Origin of the sequence: Frigoribacterium sp. PhB118 (assembly GCF_003751725.1) — a bacterium.
Taxonomy (GTDB): Bacteria; Actinomycetota; Actinomycetes; order Actinomycetales; family Microbacteriaceae; genus Frigoribacterium.
In genome coordinates, this window is sequence record NZ_RKID01000003.1 from 227002 (window position 1) to 239577 (window position 12576).

Consider the following 12576-nt stretch of genomic DNA (forward strand, 5'->3'; position numbering starts at 1 on the left):
CGACGTGTCGTTGTGGGAAGGGGGCTTAGATCTCGTCGACGTTCGACGATTCGAAGCGGGAGGAGATGTTGATGCCGAGCTCTTCGGCGGCACGGAAGACCTCGTCGTCCGTGTCGCGCAGGCTGACCGTCTGTCCGTCGGCCGAGAGGACCTCGACGTTCAGGCAGAGCGACTGCATCTCTTTGATGAGGACCTTGAAGCTCTCGGGGATGCCGGGCTCCTGGATGTTCTCGCCCTTGACGATGGCTTCGTACACCTTCACGCGGCCGAGGATGTCGTCCGACTTGATGGTCAGGAGCTCTTGCAGCGCGTACGCCGCGCCGTAGGCCTCGAGGGCCCAGACCTCCATCTCACCGAAGCGCTGGCCACCGAACTGTGCCTTACCACCCAGCGGCTGCTGCGTGATCATCGAGTACGGGCCCGTCGAACGCGCGTGGATCTTGTCGTCGACGAGGTGGTGCAGCTTCAGGATGTACATGTAACCGACCGAGATCGGGTTCGGGAACGGCTCACCCGAGCGACCGTCGAACAGGCGCGCCTTGCCGGACGAACCGATCAGACGCTCACCGTCGCGGGTCGGCAGGGTCGAGTCGAGCAGACCCTCGATCTCGCGCTCGGCGGCACCGTCGAACACCGGGGTGGCGACCTTCGTGCCGGGAGCGGCGCTGAGCGCCTCTTCGGGCAGGTTCTTCGCCCACTCCTGGACGCCCTCGACGTTCCAGCCCTGCGCCGCGATCCACCCGAGGTGGATCTCGAGCACCTGGCCGAAGTTCATCCGACCGGGGACGCCCAGCGGGTTGAGGATGATGTCGACCGGCGTGCCGTCCGCGAGGAACGGCATGTCCTCGACCGGCAGGATCGTCGAGATGACGCCCTTGTTGCCGTGACGACCGGCGAGCTTGTCGCCCGCCGTGATCTTGCGCTTCTGGGCGATGAAGACGACGACGCGCTGGTTGACGCCCGAGCCGAGCTCGTCGTCGCCGTCCTGCGAGTCGAAGACCTTGACGCCGATGACCGTTCCCTGCTCGCCGTGGGGCACCTTCAGGGACGTGTCGCGGACCTCACGGCTCTTCTCGTTGAAGATCGCGCGCAGCAGGCGCTCTTCGGCGCTGAGCTCGGTCTCGCCCTTGGGCGTGACCTTGCCGACGAGGATGTCGCCGGGGCGCACCTCGGCACCGATGCGGATGATGCCGCGCTCGTCGAGGTCGGCCAGCAGGTCGGGGCTGACGTTGGGGAGATCACGGGTGATCTCCTCCTTGCCGAGCTTCGTGTCGCGGGCGTCGACTTCGTACTCTTCGATGTGGATCGACGAGAGCGTGTCGTCCTTGATGAGGTTCTGCGACAGGATCATCGCGTCCTCGTAGTTGTAGCCCTCCCAGGGCATGAACGCGACAAGCAGGTTCTTGCCGAGCGCGAGCTCGCCGTTCTCGGTCGCGGGACCGTCGGCGATGACCTCGCCGACCTCGACGCGCTGGCCGGCGTCGACGATCACGCGGTGGTTGTAGCTGGCGCCCTGGTTCGAGCGGTCGAACTTGCGCAGGTAGTAGTCCTGCGTGCCGCCGTCGTCGAGCTGGACGGTGACGACGTCGGCCGACACCTCGGAGACCACGCCCGCGGCGTCGGCGGTGACGACGTCACCGGCGTCGATCGCGGTGTAGCCCTCCATGCCGGTGCCGACGAGGGGGCTCTCGCTGCGGACGAGCGGGACGGCCTGACGCTGCATGTTCGCACCCATGAGGGCGCGGTTCGCGTCGTCGTGCTCGAGGAACGGGATGAGCGACGTGGCCACCGACACCATCTGGCGCGGCGAGACGTCCATGTAGTCGACCTCGGCCTTGTCGACGAGCTCGACCTCGCCGCCCTTCTTGCGGACGAGCACCTTGTCGTCGACGAAGTCAAACTTGTCGTCGAGGGGCGCGTTCGCCTGGGCGACGACGTAGTCGTCTTCTTCGGAGGCGGTGAGGTAGTCGATCGTCGTGGTGACGTTGCCCTTCTCCACGCGACGGTAGGGCGTCTCGATGAAGCCGAACGAGTTGATGCGCGCGAAGGACGCGAGCGAACCGATCAGGCCGATGTTCGGGCCTTCAGGGGTCTCGATCGGGCACATGCGGCCGTAGTGCGAGGGGTGGACGTCACGGACCTCGACGCCGGCGCGCTCACGCGACAGACCGCCGGGGCCGAGCGCGCTCAGACGACGCTTGTGCGTCAGCCCCGAGAGCGGGTTGTTCTGGTCCATGAACTGCGAGAGCTGCGAGGTGCCGAAGAACTCCTTGATCGCGGCGACGACGGGGCGCACGTTGATCAGGGTCTGCGGCGTGATCGCCTCGATGTCCTGCGTGGTCATGCGCTCACGGACGACGCGCTCCATGCGCGACAGACCGGTGCGGACCTGGTTCTGGATCAGCTCGCCGACCGCGCGGATGCGACGGTTGCCGAAGTGGTCGATGTCGTCGACGTCGAGGCGCAGCTGGACGGGCTCGCCGTCGCGCGTGCCGTTCATCGACTTCTCTTCGGCGTGCAGCGACACGAGGTACTTGATCGTCGCGACGATGTCGTCGACGGTCAGGACCGAGTCGCCCAGGGGCGCGTCGATGCCGAGCTTGCGGTTGATCTTGTAGCGACCCACCTTGGCCAGGTCGTAGCGCTTGTGGTTGAAGTAGAAGTTGTCGAGGAGCGCACGCGCGGCCTCGGCAGCGACCTGCTCGCCCGGACGGAGCTTGCGGTAGATGTCCTTGAGCGCCTCTTCCTTGGTGAGGATGGCGTCCTTCTCGAGGGTGGCCTCGATCGAGGCGAAGCCCTTGAACTCCTCCATGATCTCTTCGCTCGTGAGGCCGAGGGCCTTGAGGAAGACGGTCACGCTCTGCTTGCGCTTGCGGTCGATGCGCACGCCGACCTGGTCGCGCTTGTCGATCTCGAACTCGAGCCAGGCACCACGGCTCGGGATGACGCGAGCCGAGTAGATGTCCTTGTCGCTGGTCTTGTCGGAGGCGCGCTCGAAGTAGACGCCCGGGCTGCGGACGAGCTGCGAGACGACGACACGCTCGGTGCCGTTGATGATGAACGTGCCACGCTCGGTCATGAGCGGGAAGTCGCCCATGAAGACCGTCTGGGTCTTGATCTCACCGGTGAGGTGGTTCATGAACTCGGCGTTCACGTAGAGCGGCGCGGCGTAGGTCTTGCCACGCTCTTTGCACTCGTCGATCGTGTACTTGGGCTCTTCGAGCTCGGGGGCCGTGAACGAGAGCTGCATGGTCTCGCCGAGGTCTTCGATCGGCGAGATCTCTTCGAAGATCTCTTCCAGGCCCGAGTGGAGGGCCAGGTCGGTGCGACCCTGCTCGGTCGCCTCGGCGAGGCGGTCCTTCCAGATGTCGTTGCCGACGAGCCAGTCGAAGCTCTCGGTCTGGAGCGCCAGCAGGTCGGGGACCGTCAGCGTGTCGGTGATCTTGGCGAACGAGAGCCGCGATGCGTTGCGACCGTTCTTGGGTGAGTTGGTGGATGCGTTGTTCGCAGCAGCCAAGGAAGTAACCTCCGTGGACCCCGTCGGGTCATCACTGTCGGACAGTATGTGGTGAGTGAGTGAACGGCCCTACCCGGCGGACACCATCCACCCCGCCGTCATATTCGGGGGTGGGTGTCTCGAGACGTTGTCGACCGCAATATGACGACAGGACGCACGGGGAGCGCAAAGGTCCATACTAGGTCGCCCCGGACACGCCTGGCAAGCCCTGTCGTTGACCTTTCGCCCGAGCTTCGGTATAACCCGGGCGCATGCACAGGCATTCCACGGGATCGAGGGCCGCGCGCGCCTCCTCGTCCCCGGGATGGGAGGCTTGGGGCATGGCCGCACAGCACGACGACCCGCCCGTCGAGATCTCGATCGGGGCAGGTCTCGCCCGCGTGGACGAGGACCGGCACCGCCCCGGTTCGTACACCCTCGTCGTCGACGGCACGCCCCAGTCGCACGTCGACCTCGACGACCCGACGCACCTGGCCTTCGAGTACGTCCGTCGGATCGGGCACGCCGTCGACCTGCTGCCCGAGGGCCCGGTCACCGCACTGCACCTCGGCGCCGGCGCCCTGACCCTGCCGCGCTACGTCGAGGCCACCCGACCGGGTTCGCGCCAGCAGGTGATCGAGCTCGAGGCCGACCTCGTGGCCCTGGTGCGAGAGACCCTGCCGCTGCCGCGGGGGGCCTCGATCCGGGTGCGCTACGGCGACGCCCGAGAGGTCATGGTGAAGCTGCCCGCCGGACTGCGCGGCACGGTCGACCTGCTGATCGTCGACGTCTTCGGCGGTTCGCAGATCCCCGCCCACGTCACGTCGCTCGAGTTCTACACGGCGGCGGCCGAGTTCCTGTCGCCGACCGGCATGCTGATCGTCAACTCGGCCGACGGCGCGGGGCTGGCCTTCGCCCGCGGCCAGGCGTCGACCCTCGCGACCGTGTTCGAGCACGTCGTCGCCGTGGCCGACCCCGCGACGCTCAAGGGCCGTCGCTTCGGCAACGTCGTGCTGATCGGTTCGCCGTCGCCGCTGCCGACCGACCGCATGCCCCGGCTCTACTCGTCGGACCCGCTGCCGGCCAAGGTCGTCCACGGCCGTGAGCTGCGCGACTTCGTCGCCGGGGCGCCCGTCGTCACCGACGCGACGGCCGTGCCCTCGCCCGAGCCGTCACGGAGCGTGTTCGGGGCGCGCTGACGACGCCCCGGTCGAGCCAGTGGGCCGCCCCCGTGGCGCCCACGACGGCGGCCGAGGCGAGGGGCGCGACAGGTGAGAAGAACACGAGCCACAGTGCCGCGACTACTCAGAACCGTCAGAGGCTGCGGTTCTCTCCGGCAACCCGCCACGATGTGGACACGACGCCAGGCGAAAAGGTGGCGCTGTGTCCATCTCGTGGCGGCGTGAGGGCACGGCGGCGGGGCGGCACGAGCGCGCCGCGGCACGAGGCCAGAGCGGCCCGGGCCAGTTGCGGAGGGGGCCGGGCGGCGGGACTACTGGTCGGCGCGGGGGGCGGGGGCGCCGAGGGCGGCACGCAGGCGGGCCTCGGCGTCGTCGGGGGCCTTCGACGCCTCGACGTTGGCCTCGGTCACGGCCTTGATGACCTCTTCGCGCTGGATCTTGACCCCGCGCGGTGCGTCGATCCCGATGCGCACGCCGTCGCCACGGGAGTCGAGCACCGTGATGACGATGTCGTCGCCGATCACGATGCGTTCTCCGACCTTGCGTGTCAGCACCAGCATCGGACCAGCTTACCGAGCGCGGGGCGCACCGGCCACGACGACAGGCAGGAGGCGCGGGTCGGCGATCACAGGACGGCATCGGCCCCGAGGCGCGACCGCGGGAGGACGACCGCCGGAGGAGGCGCGACTCAGCGGCCCGCGCCTCCTTCGCGCCAGCCCACCGGCACGCCGAGCAGGTGCACCGTGCCCGGGGTCGCCGTGTCGTCCTCGCCGACCACGGCGGCCGCGACCACGGGCGCGACCGCCCGGACGGCCTCGACCCAGCGGGCGGTGTCGTCGTGCTTTCGCCCGACGTCGACCGCGACCCAGACCTGGTCGGCGGCGATCGCCTCGAGGGCGGCGGGAGCGGCCGCGTCCCAGGCGAGGGCCGTCACGACGGCCGAGTTCTCGTGCACGCCGGTGGCCCGGGCCAGGATGCCGCTCCGGCGATCCGACACGTCCACGGAGCGCAGCCCGAACGTCGAGGCCATCTGGGCGGCCACGCGGAAGGCGTCGCCGGGGCGGCCGACGACCACGACGAGGTCGCCTGCCCCGCGCGACACGTCGGGGGCGGGCGGCACGCCCGGGGAGGCCACGGCCCGGGCCTGCGCGGCGAGGGCGTCGGCAGCGGCCGCGAGCGACGCCGCCGTCCGACGGGGAGCGGCCCCGTGCGGCGCGTCGGGGTCGGCGGCGTCACCGTCGGCGAAGGCGGTGGGGCCCGGGCCCGTCGCCACGACACCGGCTCCGAGGCCGGCGGCGGCACCGGCGGCGGGAGCGATGCCGTTGAAGGTGAGGTCGTCCATGATCGAGGCGAACGCGTCGGTGCGCGTCGAGACGTCGGCCGGGGACGCGACCGGCACCGCGCCTCCTGCGCTCGACGGCGAGGCCGAGGCCCCGCCGGGACCCGTCGCGGCGGCCGCCGCGGCACGAGCGGCCCGACGCGGGCTCACGGGCACGGCCGAACCGGTCAGCACGTCGTCGAAGCCGTCGCGCGCGGGCGTCGCCGCCGTGGCGGCGGCGTCCCCCGCGGCCAGCGATGCCGACCACGCGGCCCGGGCTGCCGGAGCCCCCGCCTGCAGGGCGTCCTCGGCCTCGTCGGCCGACGCCAGCAACGCCGCGATGCCCGCACGCTCGGCCGGCACCGGCGTCGTGATGCGCACCCGGGCGACGGGCAGGTCGATCGCGGGGTCGGGCACCTCGACGGTGACCTCGTAGTGCTTGCGGGCGAAGAAGCCGCCGACTCCCCCGACGGTCACCTTCTGTGCCGCGACGATGCGCGCCGAGGCACCGTGGGTCGCCCGCACCTCGCGGCGCAGCCCGTCGAGCGTCTCGCCGGTCATGACGATCGTGGTCGGCATCTCAGGCCACGATCGAGTCGGTCGCGCGGACGACGCCGACGGTCTCGATGGTCGAGCCGGCGGCGGTGGCCTCCTGGTACGACAGCACCGGCAGGCCGTTCTGCTGCGCCGACACGAGTCGGTGGATGGCCGGTCGCAACGCCGGGGCGCAGACCAGCACCGCGCTGAGACCCTGCGCCTCGACCGACTGCACGGCCTCGCGCAGCGACCCGAGCACCTGCTCGACCCGGTGCCCGTCGAGCAGGATCTGCGTCCCCTGGTCGCTCGGTCGCAGCCCCTCGAGCATCGACTGCTCGAGGGTCGGGTCGATCATGATGACCCGCAGCACGCGGCCGTCGAGGTACTGCGCCGTGAGCGCGGGGCCCAGGGAGGCGCGGGCCGCCTCGACGAGTCCCTCCGGGTCGGTCGACACCTTCGCCCGCAGCGTCAGCCCCTCGCAGATGCGCGCGAGGTCGTTGATCGGGATGCGCTCCGACAGCAGGCCCTGGAGGACGCGCTGTAGCTCGGCGAGCGACAGCATGTTCGGCACGAGGTCGTCGACGGCCGGGGCGTTGACCTGCTTGACGCCCTCGGTCAGCACGCGGACGTCCTCGCGGGTGAGCAGTCGGGCGGCGTTGTCGGCGATGATCGACGACAGGTGCGTCACGAGCACCGAGACGCGGTCGATCACCGTGGCGCCGGTCATCTCGGCGCTGTGGCGCATCTCGGCGGGCACCCACTTGCCGGCGAGGCCGAAGACCGGCTCGACCGTGGCGGTGCCGGGCAGGCCGTCGAGCGCGTCGCCGAGGGCCAGCACGGAGCGGGCCGGTGCCTGTCCGCGACCGGCCTCGACGCCCGCGATGCGGATCGAGTAGGTGGCCGGCGGCAGGTCGACGCTGTCCCGTGTGCGGACGGGCGGCACGACGATGCCGAGGTCGACCGCGATCTTGCGACGCAGGGCCTTGACCCGGCCGAGCAGGTCGTCCGACGCTCCCCCGACCATGTCGACGAGGTCGGGCGCGAGCAGGATCTCGAGCGCGTGCACCCGCATCTGCTCGAGCAGGTCGTCGGTCGTGTCGGTGGGGGCGACGACCGCCGCCTGCTGCTCCGCGAGGGCCGCGCGCGCCTCCTCGGCCTTGGCGGCCACGCCGAGTCGGTAGGCGACGAGCAGCAGCGCCCCACCGATCAGCAGGAACGCGACGATCGGCATGCCGGGGATGAAGCCCATGCCGATGGCGGCGGTCCCGGCCACGGCGAGCGCGATGCGCGACTGGCCGAGTTGCGACGCGGCCTGCGCGCCCATCTCGGTGTCGGCGCCCGAGCGGGTGACGATCATGCCGGTCGAGACGGCCATCAGCAGGGCGGGGATCTGCGTGGTCAGGCCGTCGCCGATGGTGAGCAGTCCGTAGTGCGAGAGGGCGTCGCCGATGGCCATGCCGTTCTGCAGCGCGCCGATCGCGATGCCGCCCACCAGGTTGATGATGATGATGATGATGCCGGCGATCGCGTCACCCTTGACGAACTTCGACGCACCGTCCATGGCGCCGTAGAAGTCGGCCTCGGCGCTGACGTCGGCGCGACGCTGCTTGGCGACCTCGTCGGTGATGAGGCCCGCGTTGAGGTCGGCGTCGATGGCCATCTGCTTGCCCGGCATGGCGTCGAGGGTGAACCGGGCGCCCACCTCGGCGACGCGCTCGGCACCCTTGGTCACGACCACGAACTGGATCACGACGAGGATCAGGAAGATCACCGAGCCGATGATGATCGAGCCGCTCACGGCGACGTGCCCGAACGCCGCGATGACGTCGCCGGCGAAGCCGTCGCCGAGCACGAGGCGCGTCGAGGCCACGTTGAGCCCGAGGCGGAACAGCGTCGCCACGAGCAGCAGCGACGGGAAGACCGAGAAGTCGAGCGGCTTCTTGACGAACAGCGTCGTCAGCAGGATCACCAGCGCCAACAGGATGTTGAGGATGATCAGCACGTCGAGCATCGGCGCGGGCACCGGCACGACGAGCAGCAGCACGATGCCGACGATGCCGACCGGGACGGCGAGCTTGGGCAGGGTGGACTTCATCGGGTGCCTCCAGGGGTGGCGGGGCGGACGGAGCGGGAGAGCGCAGGAGGCGCGGTGCGGGACGGTGCGGAGGTCGCGCCGGTCGTGCCCGTCGCGCCGGTCGCGCCGGTCGCGGCCTCGCGGGCGATGCGGAGGCGGCGGGGCACGGCGTCGGCCTCGAGCGACTCGGGAGCCAGGACGCCGGCCACCTCGTCGGCCGTGGTGACGCGGGGCGGCGTGTGCGTGCCCGTCAGCGTGCCGCGGGCCTTGAGCGCCATGACGAAGGTGAGCACCCGGGCGACCGGCGTGTAGAGGTCGACGGGGATCTCCTCGCCCAGGCCGCAGGCGGCGTGGAGCGCTCGGGTCAGCGGGACGTCGACGACGAGCGGGACGCCGTCGGCGGTGGCCTGCTCGCGGATGCGGGCGGCGACCGTGCCGGCGCCCTTCGCGACGACGCGGGGAGCCGACTTGCCGGGTTCGTACTTGACCGCCACGGCGTAGTCGGTCGGGTTCACCATGACGACGTCGGCGTCGGCGATGGCCCCGATCATGCGGTTGCGGCTCATCGCGAGCTGACGGGAACGCCGCTGCGACTTGACCAGGGGGTCGCCGTCGCTCGACTTGTTCTCGTCCTTGACCTCTTTCTTGGTCATGCGGGTCTTCTTGCGGTTGCGGCGCATGACGACGAACACGTCGGCGAAGGCGAGGAGCAGGCCGGCCGCGATCGCGGCCCTGATCAGGATGCCGGTGCCGGCCTTGGCCTCCTCGAGCACGGCCGAGACGCTGAGGCCGCCGCCGCTCATGAGCACGGGCATCAGACCCTGGATCGCGAACCACAGCACGAGGCCGACGACGGTCGTCTTGATCAACGCCTTCGCGCCGTTCCAGAGCGCCTGCGTGCCGAAGGTGTTCTTGAGGCCGTTGAGCAGGTTGAACTGCTCGTAGTTGCCGGTCATGCGCTTGATGTGCACGCCGCCCTGCACGATCGCGGTCGCGAGGACGGCCACGCCGACGACGGCCAGCATGGGCCCGATCGTGGCCCCCATCGAACCCGCGCCCTGCATCAGCTCGGTGACCACGGTCGCCGAGTCGGGGTGCGTGATGGCCTGGCGGATCGAGAACATCTGGTCGACGCCCGCCGAGGAGGCGCGCTCGATGGTCGAGGGGATCATCACGGCGGCGGCGCCGACGCCCACCCAGGCGCTGAGGTCCTGCGACCGGGACAGCTGGCCCTTCGAGTGGACCTCTTTCATCCGCTTCTCGGTCGCGGCCTCGGAGCGCTCGCCGGAGTCGTCCGCCATGTCAGCCCACCCCCAGCAGCATGTCGGCGGCGTCGCCGGTCAACGAGGCCACGACGCCGGGCAGGGCGAGGAAGACGCCGCCGGCCAGCATGACCGTCATGAGGATCTTGAGCGGGAAGCCCATCGCGTAGGCGTTGAGGGCCGGCGCGACGCGGGAGAGCAGTCCGAGGCCGACGTCGGCGAGGAACAGCACGACGCAGAGCGGCCCGGCGATCTGGATGGTCGAGAGGAAGAGCTGGCTGACGCCGGTCGTCAGCAGCTCGACCGGACGGGAGAGGTCCATGCCGAGGCCGAGCGGCACGGCGTCGAACGATCGCGTGAGGCCGCCGATGATCAGTTGGTACCCCCCGGTCGCGAACATCAGGGCGAGCGCGGTCATCTGGAACAACCGGGTGAACTGCGCGCCGTTGACCATCGACTGCGGGTCGAACGCCTGGGCGAGCGTGAAGCCGCCGAAGAGGTCGATCAGGCTGCCGGCCGCCTGCACCGCGGCGAAGGCGACGAACACCAGGAAGCCCAGCACGGCGCCGACGACGAGCTCGAGCACGAGGGCCATGACGAACGGTCCCGTCTCGAGGGACACGTAGCCGGGGGCGACGCGGGGCGCGACGGCGAGCTCGAGCCCGATGCCGAGCATGGCCTTCACCCTCGCCGGGAAGGCCCGGTACGAGAACGGAGGCGCGATCACGAGGAACGCGGTCATGCGCACGGCGGCGAGGAGGGTGGCCTCGAGCCAGCTGAGGTCGAACGACACGGCGCGTCCCTACCCGCCGCTGAGCAGCTGGGGGATGCGGTCGAACACCATGGTCGTGAACGACACCATCTCGCTGATCATCCAGTGGCCGGTGACGATGAGCGCGATGCCGACGGCGACGGCCTTCGGCACGAACGAGAGGGTGACCTCCTGGATCTGCGTGATCGACTGCAGCAGCGAGATCGCGAAACCGACGACGAGCGAGGTGATCAGCACGGGCGCGGCGAGCTTGCCCGTGATGATCAGGGCCTGCATCGAGAGGTCGAGGACGGCGTTGGAATCCATCAGGCACCCACCTGGTAACTCTCGATGAGGCTCTTGATGATGAGGCCCCAGCCGTCGACGAGGACGAACAGCAGGATCTTGAACGGCAGCGAGATCATCACCGGCGGCAGCATCATCATGCCCATCGACATGAGCGCGGCGCTGACGACGAGGTCGATGACGAGGAAGGGGATGAAGATCACGAAGCCGATGATGAACGCGGCGCGCAGCTCGCTGATCATGAAGGACGGGATGAGCGTCAGCATGGGCACGTCGGCCTGGCTGTCGGGGTTCGGCTGGTTCGCCGACCGGGTCATCAGCGCGAGGTCCTCTTCGCGGGTGTGGGCGAGCATGAACTCCCGCAACGGCGCGATGCCGGCGTCGATCGCGCCCTGCAGGTCGAGGCGGCCGTCGAGGTAGGGCTGCACGGCGTCCGTGTTGATGTGGGTCAGGATCGGAGCCATGATGAACAGGCTCAGGAACAGGGCGAGCCCCGCGAGCACCTGGTTCGGCGGGATCGACGGCAGCGCGAGCGCGTTCCGCGTCATCGCGAGCACCACGAAGATCTTCGTGAACGACGTCATCATCAGCAGCAGCGCGGGAGCCACGCTCAGCAGCGTGATGCCGATCAGGGTGACGACGGCCTGGCTGGGCGCACCGTCGGGGCCGTTGATGTCGATGTTCAGACCACCCGAGCCGGTGCCGTCCGACGTGGTCTGGTCGGTGTCGGTGAAGTCGGTGGGGGTCGTGCCGGTGGTGGTGTCGGTGCCGTCCGTGGCCGGGGCGGTGGGAGCGGTGGGGGCCGTCGGCGAGACGGGGGCCGCGTTCGCCTGCTGACCGATCAGCATGACGAGGGCGGACGCCACGACGAGCGCGAGCAGCGTGACGACGACGGCCCGGGCGAAGCGCGTGTCCGCGAAGCGCACGGGTGCGGCCACCAGGGAGCGGCCGAGGGGGGCCCCGTGCAGGCCGTCCCGCAGCGTCGGGCGGGCGAGGCGACGCAGGGCGGACGCGAAGGAGGGGCGGGTCGGGGACGCGGACGACCGGCGGCCGGTCATCCGGCTCGTCCGCTGCGCAGGGCCGCGGCCGCCTGACGCCAGGTGTCGGGTGCGAGGATCGAGCCCTCGATCGACTTGGCGGTGCGACCGCGACGACGGGCGTCGAGGTCACGAGGACGCGAGACGGCGGCACGGCGGGCGGCGCCGCGGGGGCGCAGCAACTCGACGGGGGTCGCGTCGGCCGGGCGGGCGGGCAGCTCGTCGCGGGCCGCGGCGCCCTCGGCGGAGAGGACGGACGCGAACGCGACGGGGGCGATCGACGTGACCCGCGCCTCCTGCGTGACGGACTCGGTCGCGGACTCCTTGGGCTCGGGGACCAGCGTCAGGGCGCCGGCGTCGACGGGACGGTCGGCGGCCGCGAGGACGGTCACGGACGACTCGGTCACGCCGAGCACGAGACGCTCGCCCTCGACGTCGACCACCACGACGCTGGCCTTCGCGCCGACGCCCTGACGGGCGACGACCGAGACCTGCGACGTGGCGCGGGAGCCCGCACGACCGCCCTTCACCAGGCGCTTCTGCAGCACCCAGAGCAGGGCGAGGACGACGCCCAACGAGAGGACGACCCGCAGGCCGACGACGACGGTGTCCAC

General features: G+C 70.5%; 10 protein-coding genes. 1 reads left to right on the forward strand and 9 read right to left on the reverse strand.

From position 1 onward, the window contains the following. Window positions 1-25: 25 nt before the first annotated feature. Window positions 26-3517, reverse strand: a complete 3492-nt coding sequence (gene rpoB / locus EDF21_RS10575; protein WP_056043614.1) for a DNA-directed RNA polymerase subunit beta — start codon at window positions 3515-3517, stop codon at window positions 26-28. A 320-nt stretch (window positions 3518-3837) separates the two neighbouring features. On the opposite strand from rpoB, the gene EDF21_RS10580 reads away from it, so the two are divergent. Next, window positions 3838-4695 (forward strand): spermidine synthase, encoded by an 858-nt coding sequence (locus EDF21_RS10580; protein ID WP_123571300.1) that lies wholly within the window; start codon window positions 3838-3840, stop codon window positions 4693-4695. A gap of 293 nt (window positions 4696-4988) precedes the next feature. On the opposite strand, the gene csrA is transcribed toward EDF21_RS10580, so the two are convergent. The 8 genes from csrA to EDF21_RS10620 all read right to left on the reverse strand — a co-directional run bounded on the left by csrA (window position 4989) and on the right by EDF21_RS10620 (window position 12576). Further along, on the reverse strand, window positions 4989-5237 hold the full coding sequence (csrA, locus tag EDF21_RS10585; protein WP_056043620.1) for a carbon storage regulator CsrA: 249 nt from the start codon (window positions 5235-5237) through the stop codon (window positions 4989-4991). A 128-nt stretch (window positions 5238-5365) separates the two neighbouring features. After that, window positions 5366-6574: a hypothetical protein gene (locus EDF21_RS10590; protein ID WP_123571301.1), complete on the reverse strand. Its 1209-nt coding sequence runs from the start codon at window positions 6572-6574 to the stop codon at window positions 5366-5368. Between the two features lies 1 nt (window position 6575). Continuing rightward, entirely contained in the window at window positions 6576-8627 is a 2052-nt protein-coding gene (locus tag EDF21_RS10595; RefSeq protein WP_056043626.1) for a flagellar biosynthesis protein FlhA, read from the reverse strand. Continuing rightward, window positions 8624-9907 (reverse strand): flagellar biosynthesis protein FlhB, encoded by a 1284-nt coding sequence (locus tag EDF21_RS10600; protein ID WP_123571302.1) that lies wholly within the window; start codon window positions 9905-9907, stop codon window positions 8624-8626. Before EDF21_RS10600 ends, EDF21_RS10595 begins: the two co-directional genes overlap by 4 nt. Before the next feature lies 1 nt (window position 9908). Beyond that, window positions 9909-10661, reverse strand: a complete 753-nt coding sequence (locus EDF21_RS10605) for a flagellar biosynthetic protein FliR (RefSeq protein ID WP_255416442.1) — start codon at window positions 10659-10661, stop codon at window positions 9909-9911. Window positions 10662-10670: 9 nt separating this feature from the next. Further along, a complete protein-coding gene (fliQ, locus tag EDF21_RS10610) occupies window positions 10671-10946 on the reverse strand; it encodes a flagellar biosynthesis protein FliQ (RefSeq protein ID WP_043596053.1) in 276 nt (91 codons plus the stop codon). Then, window positions 10946-11983: a flagellar type III secretion system pore protein FliP gene (fliP, locus tag EDF21_RS10615; RefSeq protein ID WP_370274460.1), complete on the reverse strand. Its 1038-nt coding sequence runs from the start codon at window positions 11981-11983 to the stop codon at window positions 10946-10948. The genes fliQ and fliP overlap by 1 nt, the downstream gene beginning before the upstream one ends. Continuing rightward, a complete protein-coding gene (locus EDF21_RS10620; RefSeq protein WP_158612907.1) occupies window positions 11980-12576 on the reverse strand; it encodes a flagellar biosynthetic protein FliO in 597 nt (198 codons plus the stop codon). The genes fliP and EDF21_RS10620 overlap by 4 nt, the downstream gene beginning before the upstream one ends.